The sequence below is a fragment of the Mesorhizobium sp. B2-1-3A genome (genome assembly GCF_006442655.1).
Classification (GTDB): domain Bacteria; phylum Pseudomonadota; class Alphaproteobacteria; order Rhizobiales; family Rhizobiaceae; genus Mesorhizobium.
This window is the reverse complement of record NZ_VFWK01000001.1, coordinates 564,975-581,521: the sequence shown is the minus strand read 5'-3', so window position 1 is coordinate 581,521 and position 16,547 is coordinate 564,975. Positions and strand designations below refer to the sequence as shown.

The following is a 16,547-nucleotide window of genomic DNA, read 5'->3' as shown; positions in this document are numbered from 1 at the left end:
CTTCCGGGTGCGCGAATCCGTGCCAGCCCTATGCGGCGAAACGATGTCGCCGGCTACTGGATGGTGTCGATCGCGCTGGTCGACGAGCCGAAGTCGCCGAGGGTGCGGAACGACAGATTGAAGCCGATGCTCTGCGTCACTTCCCTGGTGTTCAGGTCACGCGACTGCGAGTACGTCATCAGATAGGTGAAGCAGGAATCGTTGTAGGCGAAGCCGACGCCATCCTTGACCAGCAGGCTTTCCTGCAGGTCGTAGGTTCCTGTCCCGAACACGCGCCAGTTCTCGGCAAGATGGGTGGACGCACCCAGCGTGACCTCATGACGGTCGGTCGTGAAACCATATAGCGGCTGGGCCTGGATGAAAGCGTACTTGGCACTCAACGACACCGGCAGGCCCGAATAGGCGGCCTTCACCTCGGCGCGGCGAATCTCGAAGCTCTGCTCGTCGAAGCGGCCGCTGACGGAAGCCGCGAATCCATTCGGGCTGTTGATGCCAAACAGGCCGACATAGTCGGACTTGGTGTTCTGGAGGCCCGAATAGGCACCGACATTGACCAGATCCGGCGCGGCGAAGGAGTTGTCCCCGCCAATCTGGTAGGACTGGCCGAAAATCGCGTTAGTGCCCCAGCCGTTGATATAGGAGCCGGAATAGCGGAAGCCGACATTGGCGCGCGAGCCACCTTCCACGCGGTCGTAACCGGAGAACTTGTCGCGTTCGAAGAGCGTGGTCGCATCGAACACCATGCTCTGGGCGTCTTCATTCGGGACGGCGAGGCCGCCGACATACTGTTCGTTCGGACGCAGGAATACTTGCGCCATCGGCTCGATGACATGGCTCGACCCGCTGGCCATTGAAAACAGCATCGGCCAACGCATTTCGAGGCCCGCTGTTGCCATGTAACGGGCAAACGACGAACGCATGTCATTGTTCGTATTTATCTCGGGGTTTGCCGCCATTTCGTTGATGGCCGCCAAAGAACCGGATGAGGCGTTCAGATAATCGACGTCGCCCTGCAACGCCAGCAAGGGTGTTAGCACCAGTCCGTTGTCAGTGACAAATGACCGCTTCCATTCAGCCTCTGCGGTGAGGCGGCTGGATTCGCCTTCAATGCCGCGGACACGCTGGGTTGGGGTGAGAGAATTGTAAGGGGTCGAGAAAGCCTGATCGAGATCATCGCGGCGGATCACCCGCGTATTGACGTTCATCGACAACTGGCCGCCCGCGATGGACGCATCGGGGATGTATGCATAATCCAGCGAGGGCAGCACCCAGGGCTGCTGGCCGCTTCGCGCCGCGGGATTGCTGCTGAGCGTATCTTCCTGGACCTCGAAATGCATGGCGCGCACGTCGAAATAGTTACGGCCATTGAGACCGGTCAGGTAGACCGACGACTGGTGGACGGCGGCATTGTACTTGTCGATGTTGTAGGTGTTGGAGAAGTTCTTGTCCGTCTGCAGCAGCACGTCCCAGCCGAAATTCCAGCGTTCGTTGATCGCGAACTGTCCCTGCGTGCCCATCATGCCGCGGAACTTGTTCGGGTCGCCCGCGGCGCCGGAATCGACGTTGCGGCCTGCGCTGTCGATGAAGGCATCGGGATCCTGCTGCTGGATGCCGGCGATCTTCAAACTGTATTGGCCATTGTTGAAGCGCTGCCGCCACTCGGCCTCTCCGAGGAAGCCCTGCTTGGTGTAGCCGCTTCCCGACACCGTCAGGTCATAGGTCGGCGAAAGTGCGAAATAGTAGGGAACCTTGACGCTGTACCCCAGGTGGCTGTTGTAGCTGATGCTGGGGATCAGGAAGCCGCTCTTGCGCTTCACCGTCGGGTCGGCGATCTCGAAAGCCGGCAGGTAGGCGAGCGGAAAGCCGAAGAACTCGAAATTCGCATTCTCGAAGCGAACCGTCTTCTTCTCGCCGTTCCAGATGATCTTCCTGGCCTTCACGCGCCAGGTAGGCGCTTTGTCGGGCTTGTCCTCGCACGGCTCGCAGGCGGTGTAGACGCCATTGTGGAAGGTGGTCAGCACGCCGCCCATACGTTCGGCGCTTTCGGCGGCGAAATAGGCCTTGTCGACGGTTTCAACGCGAAGCGCGTTGACGAAGCCGTCGGCGAAATCGTCGGTGATATCGATGTGCTGCGAATTGATCTTGGTGCCGTCGCTGTTGACGATCTCGACATTGCCGCTGGCAACCATCCGCTTGGTGTTGCGGTTGTATACGACCTTCTGGGCGACGAGGCGGTTGCCGCCATAGTCGATCTGAACCCCGCCGACAGCGGTCACGGTCTGGTTGTCGTTGTTGTACTCGAGCGTATCGGCCGCGAGCAGCATCTGCGAGCCGGACGGAACCTTGGTCGCCATATCGCCGACTTCCTGCGCGAACGCAGGCAATGGAACGCCGCAGGCAAGCAGGCACGCCAAGGCGCTCGCCGCATAGAGGCGCGCCAAACTGGCCTGCCTGTTGCTGGGCAAAAACGCCTCCCTCACTAGCCGTCTTCCTTGTATAGCAGGAAAGTCACCCCGAAGAACATAGCTACCACAACTGGTACCCAGGCGGCTATGGCAGTCGGCACGAACCCCGCCACGCCGAATGCCTTCACCAGCACCGAAACGACATAAAGCAGAAAGCCGGCAACGACGCCACCCAGAATCATCGTTGCTGATTGTCCCATCCTCGCAAATCGCATTGAAACTGTTGCCGCAATCAGCGTCATGGCGACGAGGAGGAACGGCAACGCCACCAGCGAATCAAACTGCATGGCAAAGGCATTTGCCTTGAGGCCGAAGGAACGGGCAACCTCGATTTTTCCGGGCAGGTCGTAGAATGGAATGGTTTCCGGGCGCGCCAGCCGCTCCTGCACGAATTCCGGCTTCAGATTGGTCGGCACACGATCGCTTGCGGCAGGCTGGATGGTGCCGTTCTTGAAGGTCTTTACGTCCTGCAAGTCCCAATAGCCGTCCCGCAGGTAGGCGCGCGCGGCATCCTTGCGCTCGACGATATTGCCTTGCTGGTCGAGGACGAAAAAGACGGCGTCGGCCATCTCCAGGCCCTGGTTGAGAATGGCCCGTGCGCCGATGATGGTGTCACCATCGCCGGTTTTCTGACGAATCCAGGGGGCGGCATCGGCCGAAACCGTGTTCGATTTGCCGGAGCGCAACTGGGTCTCGATCTGTTCGGACAAGGAGAAGGCGTGTGCGGCCAGCGGATTGATGAGCCCGACCGACACGAAGCCGAACAGCAGTGCTCCGATGCAGCATGGCAAAAGGAACTGCCAGGCCGAAACGCCGGCGGAACGCGCGATGACCAGCTCGTAGCGGCGGTTGAGCGACACCAGCGTTGCCATCGCCGAGAACAGGCCGACAAACGGCACTGTCTGCAGCATGATCATCGGCATGCGAAGGCCCGAAATGGCCACTGCCGTTCCATAGGTGAAGCCGGGCAGGCCGGTGGTGCGGCCGGACAGTTCGGTGAAATCGATCAGGAACACCAGCGCCAGCAGGCCCAGGAAGAACCAGATCGTGATCGTCACGTAACGGAAGAAGAAATAACGGCCCAGTGTCCAGCCCATCAGCCGATCCCCTGACCTGAAGTGCCGCGCCGTGACCAACGCAGCTTGAGGGCGTTCCAGCCGTCACCGAAGCGGCTGGCCAGGTTCGTCATCCAGTCAGCCCAGGCCACCGGCAGTTCCATGGTGCGGTTCGACACGATGAACCAGATGGCAACGGCGGAAGCCACGATGGGCACGCCATAGACCATATAGGCATATTGCGGAATCTCATCCGCCTTGCTGGCGGCAAAGAAACCCAGCCAGCGCACGAACAGGGATATGGTGATCGCCGTGATCAGGGGATTGACGCGCGCCTCGCGATGCGAGCGCGCGTCGCCGGCGACCGCGAGCGCGATCAGCGCGAACACCATGGAATAGGTCCATTCCGAAAATCGCTGGTCGATCTCGGCCCTGTATTCCTGCGGTCTTTGCTGGAAATTCTTGTCGTTGGGGCTTGGGTTGAGCAGATACTGGGTTGTCTGGTCCTTCGGCAGCAGCGTCACCTCGGAGGCCGCCGCCATGAAGGCCGACATGTCGAAGGCATAGGAGGTGAACCGGATGACACTGAGGTCGCCGGTCAGCGTTTTGCGGTGGATGACGCCGTCATTCATCATCAGCACCTTTTCGCCGCCGCGTTCGACGATGCTGCCCGTCTTGGCATAATAGACGAGATTGACGCCTTCCTCGCGCGAATCGGCGACGAAGATGCCGCCCAGCCGATTGTCCGGAAGCCGCTCGCCAATCTGCAGGAAAAGGCCATCCTCGATCTTGCGGAAGGTGCCTTCCTGGATGATCAGCGACAACAGGTCGGCGCGCGATTGCGCCACCAGGGCGCGATTCTTCTGCCTTGCATAGGGGTCGATGCCATTGTCGACCGCAAAGGAAAAAACGCTGGCCGCAAGGGCGAGAAGCATGATTGGCCGCACGATCGTCCAGCGCGAGGCGCCAGCCGCGTTGACGACAGCGAGTTCGGAATCCGAATTCATGACACTGAGTGTCTGGGCAACCGCCACCACCAGCGCGAAAGGCACGACGATCGGTATGATCGAGGGAAGAATGAGGGCGGCGACCTCGAAGAAGGTCAGCGACGACTGGCCACTGTCGGTGACGAGGTCGATCTTGGCCAGCACCTGCGTGGTCCACACGATGGCCAGCGTCCAGACCAGCGCTGCCAGGAAGACCACGAAAGCGCGGCGCATGATGTAGCGTTCAACGACCTTCATGAAGGCTTTACTCGATTTTCTCGAACGGCATCATGCCACCACGCTCAGGGTAGCTGTCCGGCGACGACCGCACAACTGGCTCCGGTGGGCTCGATCAGGCAGGCGATCCGGTTCGCGTCCCACGTCGCGTGCCGCAGTGGATCGGAGTGTCGGAGGGAATGGATAAGAAAGGGCGAACATCGATGGTTAACAACATGTTGCGGCATGAAGCGGGGCCGTGCCGCGACGAATCGCCATCGATTCCGTGTGTCATATGGGTAGCCATTTTGGCAAAGTCTTGCCAAATGCCGGAAAACGACCAAATGTCGCGGATCGTTTCAAACCGCTTCGCGCATCATCGCGCAATCCCCGAAAGCAGGACATGATGAATCCGAGACCGTCGATCGCCTTTGCAAAATTTGCCGCGCCTCAGACGGCGGCGAACAGGAAGGGCACGGTCTTCGTGCTGTCGGCGGATGACGGCAGCCTGAGCGACGCCGCCTCTGCTTACGATCCCGGCAAAACGCTGCAACGGGCGTTCCCGGTGGCCGAGTTCACGGGCAAGTTCGCCGGCGTCGTCGAGGTTCTGGCGCCGCAGGCAACGTCGCTCGACAGGCTGGTCGCGATCGGCGCCGGCAAGGCGTCGGGACTCGACGAATATGCCTGGCTGAAACTCGGCGGCACCATTGCAGCCTCATTGCGCAAGGCAACCGACGTTGCCGTCGTGCTCGACCTTGCCGGCGCCTCGCCTGATGGCAAGGACGCCGCCAATCTTGCGGCGGGCATCCTCCTGCGCGGCTATTCCTTCGACAAGTACAAGACCAGGAAGGACAAGGATGACGCAAAGGCCGATCCGAAGAAGTCGGTCAAGATAACCATCCACACCGCCGACCCGGCAGGCGCCAGGAAGGCCTTCGCGGATGCCGAGGCGGTGGTCGACGGCGTGCTTCTGGCGCGCGACCTTGTCAACGAACCGGCAAATATTCTGGGACCGGTCGAGTTCGCTGCCCGGGCCAAGGAGCTCGAGGCGCTCGGCGTCAAGGTCGAGATCCTGGCCGAGAAGGAGATGAAGAAGCTCGGCATGGGCTCGCTGCTCGGCGTTGCGCAAGGCTCGCCGCGCGGCGCGCGCATGGCGATCATGCAGTGGAACGGCGGCAAGCCCAAGGACAGCCCGGTCGCCTTCGTCGGCAAGGGCGTCACCTTCGACACCGGCGGCAATTCGATGAAGCCGGCGTCGGGCATGGAGGACATGAAGGGCGACATGGGTGGCGCTGCCGCGGTAACCGGACTCATGCACGCACTGGCCGCGCGCAAGGCGAAAGCCAATGTCGTCGGCATCATCGGTCTTGTCGAAAACGCCGTCGACGGCCATGCCCAGCGTCCCGGCGACATTGTCACCTCCATGTCGGGCCAGACCATAGAGGTGCTCAACACCGACGCCGAGGGGCGTCTCGTGCTGGCCGACGCGCTGTGGTACTGCAACGACCGTTTTGAGCCGAAATTCATGGTCAATCTGGCGACGCTGACCGGCGCCATCATGGTCGCGCTCGGCCTGCACTATGCCGGCCTGTTTTCCAACAATGACGAATTGGCGGAGAGGCTGACGGGGGCGGGGCAGGCGACTCAGGAGCGGCTGTGGCGCATGCCGCTCGGGGCCGAATACGACAAGCTGATCGATTCCAAGAACGCCGACATGAAGAACATCGGCGGCCGCTATGGCGGCGCCATCATCGCCGCGCAGTTCCTGCAGCGCTTCGTCAAGGATACGCCCTGGGCGCATCTCGACATTGCCGGCACGGCCATGGGCTCGCCGTCGAGCGAGATCAACCAGTCATGGGGTTCAGGCTTCGGCGTGCGGCTGCTCGACCGGCTGGTGCGCGATCATTACGAAAGCTGACCTCGATCCATGGCCGACGTGCTGTTCTACCATCTGACCGAATCGACGCTGGAGGATGCGCTGCCGGGCCTGCTCGAGCGCAGCGTCGATCGCGGCTGGCGCGCCGTGGTGCAGACCGGCACCGAGGAACGGCGCGACGCGCTCGACCAGCATCTGTGGACCTTCCGCGATGATTCGTTCCTGGCGCACGCGACCGATCGCGAGGCTTATCCCGGGGAGCAGCCTATCCTGTTGACCACCGGCGACGGCAATCCCAATGAAGCCAAGATAAGGTTCCTCGTCGACGGCGCGGCGGCGCCCGATCTCGCCGGCTACGAGCGCGCCGTGTTCCTGTTCGATGGCCATGACGCTGCCCAGGTCGAGGCGGCCCGCGCGCATTGGAAGACCATGAAGGACGCAGGCCATGCCGTGACCTACTGGCAGCAGACTTCAGACCGCCGCTGGGAGCGCAAGGCCTAGGCTTCGGAGTATCATCTGGCTCAACAAGGCGAAACGGCCGACATCGCGACCAGGTAGTCGAAGACGCGGATGATCCGTGCCGGGATGATGGAGCCGGTGCTTGTCGGAGACAGGCGTACGGACATTGGCCGAATGTCTCGAAATCGAATAAAATTTTAGCAACTCAAAAAAGCATTCGTTCATTAAGCCATTGAAATAGATGCATTATTTATCTCTAATCAAGAAGCGCGGCGCAGTATTCCCGGCAAATCGGGGATACATCGATGCTGCTTGGTCATCTCATAGTGCAGATATGTGTGGCGTTCGGGATGATACTTCCAGGAAACGCCTCGCTCGCTCCAATGGCTTTCACTGCGAGCGTCGACCATGCCAATATCGACCGTATGGAAACCACGGCCCTGCCGCCGCGCCAAGACCCTGTCCTTCAACCGCCCCCGCCGATCGGGTTCGGCGTGTACGATCCCGCCGACGCCTTCAAGTCGGCCACTGATTTCCGCATCGAGCATGTTTTTGTCGCCTGGGAGCCGTTCGACGCCGGCAAGCTGAGACAGAAGGCGAACGAAGCGGCCAAGCGGGGCCGTGACCTTATGGTCACAGTGGAGCCATGGCCCAAGGCGTCGAGAATGAGCCGTGGCGGCGACGCGATGCTGCGTGAGATCGCGCAGTCAAGATATGATAGCCAGATCGACCGTGTCTGCTCCGAACTGGCCAGGTCATCCGGCCGCACCTTGTTGCGTTGGGGTCACGAGATGGAGGCGGCATCGGACCGATATCCCTGGGCACACAAGGATCCCGCCAGTTTCGTTGCCGCCTTCCGGCACGTGGTCCAACGGTGCCGCAAGCTGTCCCCGAGCACCCTCATCGTGTGGTCGCCGCGTGGCGATGGAGACCTGAGGAAGTATTATCCTGGCCCCGACTACGTCGACTATGTCGGCGTGTCGCTCTGGGGGCTGCAGAAATGGGACCGCAAGCATGGCGGGCGTGATCGCGCTTTTCGTGAAGTTTTTTGGGAGACGTACCGAAACGTGGTCGCCTACGCCAAGCCGGTGATCATCTCTGAACTCGGCATTTCGGGCGATGAGGGCTATGTCGATCGCTGGCTGACCGAAATCATGGATCGCGAAACCAACGGTGCGAAATTTCCGTTGCTGAGGACCATTGTCTATTTCAACGACAAGGAGCCCCATTATTGGCCGAAAGGTTTCGGCTCTCCGGATTGGCGTGTCGATCCGACCAAATTCGCGGCGCTGCCGTGACGTTGCAACCGGCCTGACATTCAGGACATCGAGCCCGGAGGCGAACATCCCCCTCCGGCAAGTCCAATACTGCTAAGGGACAATGTCGGGCAGTGAGCCGATTGGACAGCCCTATGCTTGGAGCAGCTCACCGTTTCACGGAAACCGCGAACTGCTCCAGCTATTTGTTTTTACGCAATTCCTGTGGGAAAACCGTTTCACGCTTTTCCTGGAATTGCTCTAGCCCGCGGTTGCCGGCCGGTTGAACGATTCCTTGATTTCCTGAACCCTCTTGCTGACACGGTCGCCGGGCTTCAGCATCTTGATTTCCTCATAGCCCTTCGCGTCGCCCGTCAGCACATACCAGTCTCCCTTCGCCGTATTCTTCGCATAGATCGTGCCGCCAACCCTTCGGTGGGCAAAGCACGAATAATCTGTGCTGGATTTCTTGGCGCTGGTCCATTTCGCGCGGAAACAGAACGTCCCGTCATCCTTGAGGAACCAGACACCTTCGCCGTAGGCGGCGGCCTGGCCCGTGCCGCTCCATCCGGCGAATTGCCGTTTTTCCTGCTGGAAGTAGCCGGCGCCATCCTTCCACACCCAGGTCCTGTTGTTGTAGATCGCCAGCACGTCACCTGCGGTCAGCGGCTTGCCCTGTTCGGCCCGCTTGGCGATCGAACTTACCGTCTGCGCCGACGCCGCTCCTGCCAGGAGGCAGGCGATCCCGACAGCGCCCACAACCAGTTTGAATGCACGCATAGCCAACTTCCTTTCTATTCTTGCCTTCTCGGCTATCAGTTGATGATGTTCTGCCGTATCCGCCAGTCAGGCAGGCCGTAATTCTCCGGCCAAGGGTAGACTTCCTTGTCGTTGAAATAGACGATCGCCGTAAGCTTGGGGAAAGCGGGCAAGGGCTGACGCACCTCCGCGTCCCATGCCGCGACATATTCCTTGCTGCCGGAATAGCCGAGTTCCGCGACGACGATCGGCTTGTTGAACTGGACAACCCGGTCGTAGCCCGGCTTCAACAACTCGGAGAAGGTCCGGTCGCGGCCGTATTTGTCCCTGTCGAATTTCTGCAAGCCGAAGACCGACAGGCCGATCACGTCGACATAATTATCGCCTGGATAGTAGGCGGCCAGGCCGTCATCACCCTTTGGCGACCACATGAACGCCGCGTGGGGCGCCAGTGTCCTGCACTGGTCAACGACATGCCTGTAGGCCTTGATGTAGTCCGCCGGATCCCAGTTCGCCCACGAGAACCGGCCCTTCTTGTCTTCCATCTCGTGCGCAAAGCGAATGGTGACGGGCGTCTTCATCCCGCCGGCGATCCTGCAAATGGCATCGAGATTCGGATCGTATTTGCCGGACAGGATGCCGTCCCTGAGTTCGGTCGGCGTGACGCGCCATTGCTGCGACCAGGTCCATGGCTCTATCGTGATCAGGATGGTCCGTCCTCTTGCGGCCGCATAGGTATCGGCCGCGGGCAGGCTAGCCAGATCGACATCTTCCCAGGGCAGGAACAGATGCTCGATCTTGACCGTCTTGTCGTTGCTGAACGCGCCATACGGGTCGTACGCGCCAAAGTCGGGGGCCGAGGCCTGCGGCGTGGCCTTTTGGGATAGATCGGTCGACGCGCCAAGCGACGGGTTCGCCGACATGGTTACACTGGCGGCCAATCCTATCGCGACAAGAAGCGCGAAGCTCCTCGGGTAAGATTTCATCGTCCGTTTCATCACATTACTCCCTGTCTGTATTGAGCATCATCGGGTTTTTCGTAGGTCCCCCCGATGTCGATGCCTTCCTCCTGGGTTCGGTGTACATTCCATCCATGCGGCCGGGCGGCTGCCGGGCGGCCGACATATCCTGATCCGACGATGGTTATCTTCATGACTGGCTTCCTTTTTTCCCGGTGGTCACGGCCTGGCTGTCCCACCAGATTTCGAACCGCAACTTCCCGGCTTTCACCGCCGTCAGGCCGGCTCCGGACGGGCCGTAGGTGAGGCGTGTCAGTTTGAGAGGCCCTGCACCTGCCGCCATCGTGTCCAAACCGTCGAGGCCGTGGGCCGACAGCGAAAGCGCCGAGACCGTCGAGACCGCGGCCGCGAACGCGCCTTGCTTGAGCAGGCCGATATTGGGCTTGATCGCGTTTTCGTAGGCGTGCCTGAAGATGATGACGACCAGGATCAGCGCGTAGACGATGGCATTGAATATGGCGAAGAAGTAGAAACCGCGCCCGGCCGTGGCGTCCTCCACAAAGATCGCCGGCAGCGCCGAGGCGATGGACAGAATTGCGTACGGCGCGATCACCCGGAAGGGCAGGACATCCGCAGGCCCGCCACCTTTCGGCGTCACGCGAAAATCGACGAATGTTCCGGTCGCCCAATCGCGAAAAGCCGCAAATATGCCAGCCAGTGCCCATGGCCACCTGGCGAATGGAAACAGGATACCTTCCCAGCTGAAGACCTTGGCATATGTCGGCCGCCACCAGCCATTGGCGCGAAACAAGGTGTTTATCGATGTCAGAATGATCGTTGATGGCAGGAGATGCTTGAGGAATTGCGGAAAATCCGTTCCGACGAAGTTCATGTCGAACAGCAGCGCGACAATGGGAATCGAAAATGAGAGAACCATCGTCGAACAAAACAACGCGTACCAAAGCTGGCAGAAAATGAATTGAAACCGCAGCTTCGGGGGCAGGTTCCCGATATAATCCGGGGTATATTTGATGAGAAGCGTCATGATGCTTCGCGACCACTGGAATTCCTGCGTGGCAAGGTCGGCGAATGTCTGCGGCCCGTCACCGTTGGCGATCGCATCGATGGCGTGGGCTCCCTGCCAGCCCTTTGCATTCATCATCAGGGTTGTGGAGTGGTCTTCGGCAAGCTCTGGACCCAGGCCGCCAATATCCTTTAGCGCGGCGGTCCGAACGGCATAGTGGGATCCGAAGCAGATCGGTGCCCAGCCGCCATTGTATCCGGCTTGCAGTGCGCCGTGCAGTATGCCTTCCGCATAGAGCCTGCTTCTGGCCGACCAGCTGTTTCCTGCGTTCCGGTCACAGATGCTTGGCGCCGAGACATAACCCACTCGCGGGTCGCAAAAGGGCGCCAGCATATGCCTGAGATAGGATGGCGAAGGAACGTGATCGGCATCCAGCTGGGCAACAAAGTCGTACCGGTCGTAGCCGTAATTGTCATAGAAGAAGGCAAGGTTTCCCTCCTTGCATCGGGTTCTGCGCGGCCATTGCGGCCGGTGATAGTCGTCGCGTCCCTTTCGCGTCGAAACAAAAACCGAATGCTCCCTGCACCAGGCCAGCGTCTCCTCGGATGGATCCTCGTCCGCCAGCCATGTGTCGTGCCGCAGATCCTGGCGGAGCATCGCAGTAAGCGTTTCGGCAATGATGGAAAATGGCTCGGAAGGCGCCTTGGTGACCACCATGGCCACGCGGCTGGCAGGCGACAGACTTATCTGGGGCGCCGGAACCCTCGACCGCAGAAATATCGTCAGCGTGTAAAGCGGCATGGCCATCGTCAGTGCCACCAGCACCGACACCATCAGGAAACGCACGGTTCCCACATTGTGTGCCGGATCAAGCCACCACGACCAGAAATAACACAATGAAGCCAGCCATAGCAGATAGGCCGATACGTACGCAGCCTTCTGCGGCCGGGTCATCAGGGACACCAGGAACGAATTGTGCTCACCGGCACGATGCGGAACTGCATCGACAGCTCCGGCGGAAGGCCAATGCGATGGCGCGAGACCGGATCTCATCGCGTCGCCTCGAGGCCAAAGAACGGGGCCGCTGTCCTGACAATGGTGTCTATGTCGGAAAGCTCGGGCACAAAGCCCAGATGCTCGCGCGCATTGACCGGATCGGCATAGAGCGCGGCCGGGTCCCCGGGGCGCCGGGTTCTGTAGACGGCCGGGACCGATCGCGAGGTCATTCGGCTGACCGCCTGCAAGATCTCCTTGATCGAAACGCCTCGCCCGGTGCCGAGATTGACCGCCAGGCTTTCGCCGCCGGCCTCAAGGTGCAAGAGCGCCTTCAGATGGGCGCGGGCGAGGTCGCTGACATGGATATAGTCGCGCACGCAGGTGCCATCCGACGTGTCGTAGTCGGTGCCGAAAACCTCGATCTCGTCGATCAATCCGGACGCGGCCATCAGCACCCTGGGAACCAGGTGCGTTTCCGGCGAATGCCATTCTCCGAGCTCGCCGTCGGGGTCGGCGCCGCAGGCGTTGAAATAGCGCAGGATGGCGTATTTCATCCCGTAGGCTGCCGCATAGTCACCGATGATCTGCTCGCCCATCAGCTTGCTGCGTCCATACGGGCTGATCGGATTCTGCGACGAGTTCTCGCGCACCGGCAGCACCTCGGGCACGCCGTAGGTCGCGCAACTGCTGGAGAAGATGATGTTGCTGATCGCCGTGGCGCGAGCCGCGTCGAGCACCGCGATGGTGCCGGCGACATTGGTTGAGTAATATTCGGCCGGTTGGTGAACGGACTCACCAACATAGGCCAGCGCCGCGAAATGGATGATCGCCCTCGGCTTATATGTGCCGATCGCTTGCTCCAGTTCGCGTCTGTCCCGGATGTCGCCGACGACGAGTGGGCCCCAGGCAACGGATTTCTCGTTGCCGCGGCTCAGATTGTCGTAGACCACCGGAAGATACCCGGCTGCCGACAAAAGCTTGCAGGTGTGGCTGCCGATGAAGCCGGCGCCACCTGTCACGAGTATGGCGGGCAGTGTCATGACACGGCGGCTTCTCTGACGGGCCGGTGGCCGTAGAGCAGGGCGTCGAAATACTCCACGGTGCGGGCAAGCCCCTGGCTCAGGTCGATCGTCGGCTCCCAGTCCAGATATTGCCTGGCGAAGGAGATGTCGGGCCTGCGTTGCCTGGGGTCGTCGATGGGCAGCGGCCGGTGCACGATCCGCGACCGCGAGTTCGTGTAATCGACGACCAGCCTGGCCAGATCCATCACGGTGAATTCTGCGGGATTGCCGAGGTTGACCGGATGCGGTGGAGGTGTCGGAGCCCTCATCAGTCTGATGAAGCCCTCGATCAGGTCATCCACGTAGCAGAACGATCGTGTCTGCATGCCGCTGCCATAGACGGTCAGGTCTTCACCGCGCAGCGCCTGGACGATGAAGTTCGACACCACGCGACCGTCGTCGGGCTGCATGCGGCGGCCATAGGTGTTGAAGATACGTGCGACGCGGATATCGATGCCGAACGTCCGCGAATAGTCGAAAAACAGCGTCTCGGCCGACCGTTTGCCCTCGTCGTAGCAGGACCGTGGGCCATGCGTGTTGACGTTGCCGAGATAGCTCTCCGGCTGCGGATGCACCAGCGGGTCGCCGTAGACCTCCGAGGTGGAGGCCTGGAAGATCTTGGCACTATGGCGCCGGGCGAGTTCCAGAAGGTTCAGCGAGCCGAGCACGCTGGTCTTGAATGTGTGGATCGGATCCGCCTGGTAGTGCGGCGGGGAAGCGGGGCAGGCCAGATTGTAGATTTCGTCGACGGGAATATCTTCGGGCAACGCGTCGACGATGTCATGCTCGATGCATCTGAACGCCGGATTGCCCAGTATGGCGTTGAGATTGTATCTCTTGCCGGTATGGAAATTGTCGAGCGCGAGGACCTCATATCCGTCGGCGAGCAGCCGCTCGCACAGATGCGAGCCCAGAAATCCTGCTCCGCCGGCGACCAGGGCGCGACTTCGGCGCGCGCCCTTGCGGCCGATCCCATCCTGCAGTTTCAGAACCTTGATAACCTTACTCATGGTCTTTCCCTTACGCACTGCGCACGCCACCGACCGGGCCGGACAGAGCACTGCCCGGCCGCGTCCTTGCGAACGTGACAAAACCCTCCGCTCACGCGGATTCGCCATTTATGATGTGCGCTAACTGCTCTTTGAGCTCGCAGGATCGATGCAGCGCGGCTTATTGCTGCCGCACGGCATTTCAGATGCCCCGAAATTCGTGATTACACGTTTGCCGCCACCATCGCCCATTGCTCGCGCAAATTGCACATCCCAACGAGGTTGAAAATATACCTGTGGACAAGGCAGTCAACTAAATTAGGGGATTGTTAACCACAAACGTTCGTGAGTGGTTAATCGCGATGCCGAAACCGTGATAGTGCGCGCCTAATCCATCGGGCTGCGGTCCGATGCCGGGTAGGCATGCAAATTGAATGCCCTCGGTTTTCACAAGCAACAAAAAGAAAAACCGAGAACTGCGCGTAAATAAATAACAGGGATATACTATTATTAATAAGGTTCCGCAGTGGCATGTAAATTTTTTGAATGAATTTCAACCGGCTTGGCGTTGCTATATTCGCAAGAAGCAATGGGACTGCCGGCCAAATCCGCTCGGGCTGCAAATATGTGCGGAGTTTCCGATCTGAGGGTTCCAGATTACCGATTTTTGTGAGTCGTTTATGCTGTTTGTCTTGATACTTTGGTCTGGCTTCGGCGTAGAGAAAGCATGGTCGCCCATGTTTGAGGATTGGCAACCGCTTATAATCAGAGAAAGACCAAAAGCTAAGAGTTTATAGTTGAATTTCAACGCTAGATTGACTTTTGATGTGTTGCAACGAGTGCCTGAACTGCGGTTGTATTCGCGCATCAAGTCCCTCCAGCGCCAAAGTGCTCGTCCACAATCCGAATCGCCAGCAAAGCGCGGATAGGCCCTTCATTACGTTGCTAATGGTTAATTTAGCCATATTTATTGATCGCCTAGGTAGAGCGGCCGCTACCGACAATGACACTAGAAGGTGGCTTGCCAGGCTCGGACAGGGAGCATTCGCCATGCAACCGCGTATCGGTTGCATGGGCTACCCACGAAGAGGCCCGCCATTTGACGGGCCTCTTGGGTGATGACAACCAGCCATCGGCTGGTTCGCCACTTCCCCATTTCCTTTTGCCGTCCGGCTTATTGCCCACCCATTTCCTTCTTGCCGGCGGGCTTATTGCCCGCCCATTTCCTTCTTGAACGTGTCGAAATCGACCTGCATGCCATTGAAGATGGTGCTCCAGTGGCGGGTCAACGCAGCCATTGTCACGGCTTCCTGGATCTCCTCGTCGGTGGCGCCGGCGCGCTTGGCGTCCTGGGTGTCCGACCAGATGCAATAGCTGCACGGAATTTGCGCCGCCACCGCCAGCGAGATCAGCGACTTGATCTTGGGCGGCAGCGCCGTCTTGTCGCTGAGTTCGATGGCCTTGACCTCGGCCCAGGCACCGGGCAGACCGGCTTTGGGAAACTGCTTCACAAAGCTCGGTACGCCACCCATGGTCGACTGGATATCCTTGAGGGTCGCATCATAGTCGTCGGCATGGGCAGGTGCCGCGGCCAGCGTCAGTGCACAGCCGGTAACGGCGAGCAGGCAGGTCCGGCGGATGGAAGGAGGCACGGATGAAAGAATGCGATAGTCGAACATGACATTCTCCTCTGGTTTTTCCAAGCCTTACGGTGTAAGGTGATGCGAAAAGTGAACCTTACGGTGTAAGTTGTCAAGCGGCGCCATGGACTCATCGATAAAAAAAGCCGGAACGCGTGGCCGCCTGTCGCGCGAGATGATCGAGGACGCGGCCTTCGAGGTGATCGAGAAGGAGGGGCTCGCCGGCTTTTCCATGCGCAAGCTGGCGGCGGCACTCGGTTGCGAGGCGATGAGCATTTACCACCACTTTCCTTCGGTGGCGCATTTGCACGAAGCCCTCGTCGACCGGTTGATCGGTGCGCTTGAAATGCCCGACGCCAGCCTCCCATGGCGGCAAAGGATGCGCATCGCCATCGAGGATTTTCGTCGCATCGGCCGCGACCATCCAGCCTATGCCGCTTTCTTCGTCACCTACCGTATGAACTCGCCCATCTGCCTTGCCTGGCTGGACGGCATTATCGGCCTGTTCAGGGATGCCGGCTTTGACACCGAACTCAGCGCGCGGCTGTTTCGCGCCGTCGGTTATTATTTGATGGGGGCGGTGCTGGACGAGAACGCGGGCTATGCCAGGGGCCCGTCGGCTGTGAACACGGTCAACGACGAGCAACTGGCCCGGGATTTTCCCAATGTCACGGCGGCCGGTCGCTTTTTCGGCACCGCCGAATTCGACAAGACATTCGAACTCGGCCTCGACATGCTGCTGGACGAAATGGAACGCCTGCGCGACGGTGCCGGTACTGGCCAGTTGCCCGGCAAGGCATGATTAC

General features: G+C 60.1%; 14 protein-coding genes. 4 read left to right on the top strand and 10 right to left on the bottom strand.

The window, feature by feature from the left end; translation table 11 throughout:
• Positions 1-53: 53 nt before the first annotated feature.
• Genes FJ977_RS02960 through lptF form a run of 3 tightly spaced genes read right to left on the bottom strand, consistent with a single transcriptional unit; the run spans position 54 to position 4,764 of the window.
• Entirely contained in the window at positions 54-2,480 is a 2,427-nt protein-coding gene (locus FJ977_RS02960; protein ID WP_181179533.1) for an LPS-assembly protein LptD, read from the bottom strand.
• A complete protein-coding gene (lptG, locus tag FJ977_RS02955) occupies positions 2,480-3,565 on the bottom strand; it encodes an LPS export ABC transporter permease LptG (RefSeq protein ID WP_181179651.1) in 1,086 nt (361 codons plus the stop codon). Before lptG ends, FJ977_RS02960 begins: the two co-directional genes overlap by 1 nt.
• A complete protein-coding gene (gene lptF, locus FJ977_RS02950) occupies positions 3,562-4,764 on the bottom strand; it encodes an LPS export ABC transporter permease LptF (RefSeq protein ID WP_140768396.1) in 1,203 nt (400 codons plus the stop codon). Before lptF ends, lptG begins: the two co-directional genes overlap by 4 nt.
• Before the next feature lie 364 nt (positions 4,765-5,128).
• On the opposite strand from lptF, the gene FJ977_RS02945 reads away from it, so the two are divergent.
• From FJ977_RS02945 to FJ977_RS02935, 3 genes are all read left to right on the top strand, one after another.
• The gene (locus FJ977_RS02945) at positions 5,129-6,640 is read left to right on the top strand and encodes a leucyl aminopeptidase (protein WP_140768394.1); all 1,512 of its coding nucleotides are present in this window, start codon (positions 5,129-5,131) and stop codon (positions 6,638-6,640) included.
• A 9-nt stretch (positions 6,641-6,649) separates the two neighbouring features.
• On the top strand, positions 6,650-7,099 hold the full coding sequence (locus FJ977_RS02940; RefSeq protein ID WP_140768392.1) for a DNA polymerase III subunit chi: 450 nt from the start codon (positions 6,650-6,652) through the stop codon (positions 7,097-7,099).
• Between the two features lie 341 nt (positions 7,100-7,440).
• Positions 7,441-8,355, top strand: coding sequence for a beta-mannosidase (locus FJ977_RS02935; protein ID WP_140768390.1), 915 nt, complete (start codon positions 7,441-7,443; stop codon positions 8,353-8,355).
• 219 nt (positions 8,356-8,574) lie between these two features.
• Here FJ977_RS02935 and FJ977_RS02930 read toward each other — a convergent pair whose 3' ends face one another.
• The 7 genes from FJ977_RS02930 to FJ977_RS02905 form a co-directional block, all read right to left on the bottom strand.
• Positions 8,575-9,093 carry a DUF995 domain-containing protein gene (locus FJ977_RS02930; RefSeq protein WP_140768388.1) on the bottom strand — a complete coding sequence of 173 codons (519 nt, stop codon included), beginning with the start codon at positions 9,091-9,093 and terminating at the stop codon, positions 8,575-8,577.
• Between the two features lie 35 nt (positions 9,094-9,128).
• A complete protein-coding gene (locus FJ977_RS02925) occupies positions 9,129-10,058 on the bottom strand; it encodes a glycosyl hydrolase (RefSeq protein ID WP_140768386.1) in 930 nt (309 codons plus the stop codon).
• A gap of 11 nt (positions 10,059-10,069) precedes the next feature.
• Entirely contained in the window at positions 10,070-10,225 is a 156-nt protein-coding gene (locus FJ977_RS35675; RefSeq protein WP_181179530.1) for a hypothetical protein, read from the bottom strand.
• Positions 10,222-12,009 (bottom strand): glycosyltransferase family 2 protein, encoded by a 1,788-nt coding sequence (locus FJ977_RS02920; protein ID WP_140769697.1) that lies wholly within the window; start codon positions 12,007-12,009, stop codon positions 10,222-10,224. The genes FJ977_RS35675 and FJ977_RS02920 overlap by 4 nt, the downstream gene beginning before the upstream one ends.
• A gap of 95 nt (positions 12,010-12,104) precedes the next feature.
• Positions 12,105-13,091 carry a UDP-glucose 4-epimerase GalE gene (galE, locus tag FJ977_RS02915; RefSeq protein WP_140768383.1) on the bottom strand — a complete coding sequence of 329 codons (987 nt, stop codon included), beginning with the start codon at positions 13,089-13,091 and terminating at the stop codon, positions 12,105-12,107.
• The gene (locus tag FJ977_RS02910; RefSeq protein WP_140768381.1) at positions 13,088-14,122 is read right to left on the bottom strand and encodes a UDP-glucuronic acid decarboxylase family protein; all 1,035 of its coding nucleotides are present in this window, start codon (positions 14,120-14,122) and stop codon (positions 13,088-13,090) included. The genes galE and FJ977_RS02910 overlap by 4 nt, the downstream gene beginning before the upstream one ends.
• Positions 14,123-15,309: 1,187 nt before the next feature.
• A complete protein-coding gene (locus FJ977_RS02905; RefSeq protein ID WP_140768379.1) occupies positions 15,310-15,780 on the bottom strand; it encodes a carboxymuconolactone decarboxylase family protein in 471 nt (156 codons plus the stop codon).
• Between the two features lie 85 nt (positions 15,781-15,865).
• On the opposite strand from FJ977_RS02905, the gene FJ977_RS02900 reads away from it, so the two are divergent.
• Positions 15,866-16,543 (top strand): TetR/AcrR family transcriptional regulator, encoded by a 678-nt coding sequence (locus FJ977_RS02900; RefSeq protein ID WP_140768377.1) that lies wholly within the window; start codon positions 15,866-15,868, stop codon positions 16,541-16,543.
• The last annotated feature ends 4 nt before the right edge of the window (positions 16,544-16,547 follow it).

Bases quoted from the DNA above. Each gene is read 5' to 3' on its own strand.
- FJ977_RS02940 (WP_140768392.1), top strand. From the start codon at position 6,650: ATGGCCGACGTGCTGTTCTACCATCTGACCGAATCGACGCTGGAGGAT.
- lptF (WP_140768396.1), bottom strand. From the start codon at position 4,764: ATGAAGGTCGTTGAACGCTACATCATGCGCCGCGCTTTCGTGGTCTTC.
- FJ977_RS02920 (WP_140769697.1), bottom strand. From the start codon at position 12,009: ATGACCCGGCCGCAGAAGGCTGCGTACGTATCGGCCTATCTGCTATGG.
- FJ977_RS02945 (WP_140768394.1), top strand. From the start codon at position 5,129: ATGAATCCGAGACCGTCGATCGCCTTTGCAAAATTTGCCGCGCCTCAG.
- FJ977_RS35675 (WP_181179530.1), bottom strand. From the start codon at position 10,225: ATGAAGATAACCATCGTCGGATCAGGATATGTCGGCCGCCCGGCAGCC.
- galE (WP_140768383.1), bottom strand. From the start codon at position 13,091: ATGACACTGCCCGCCATACTCGTGACAGGTGGCGCCGGCTTCATCGGC.
- FJ977_RS02930 (WP_140768388.1), bottom strand. From the start codon at position 9,093: ATGCGTGCATTCAAACTGGTTGTGGGCGCTGTCGGGATCGCCTGCCTC.
- FJ977_RS02905 (WP_140768379.1), bottom strand. From the start codon at position 15,780: ATGTTCGACTATCGCATTCTTTCATCCGTGCCTCCTTCCATCCGCCGG.
- FJ977_RS02900 (WP_140768377.1), top strand. From the start codon at position 15,866: ATGGACTCATCGATAAAAAAAGCCGGAACGCGTGGCCGCCTGTCGCGC.
- FJ977_RS02925 (WP_140768386.1), bottom strand. From the start codon at position 10,058: ATGAAATCTTACCCGAGGAGCTTCGCGCTTCTTGTCGCGATAGGATTG.
- FJ977_RS02935 (WP_140768390.1), top strand. From the start codon at position 7,441: ATGGCTTTCACTGCGAGCGTCGACCATGCCAATATCGACCGTATGGAA.
- FJ977_RS02910 (WP_140768381.1), bottom strand. From the start codon at position 14,122: ATGAGTAAGGTTATCAAGGTTCTGAAACTGCAGGATGGGATCGGCCGC.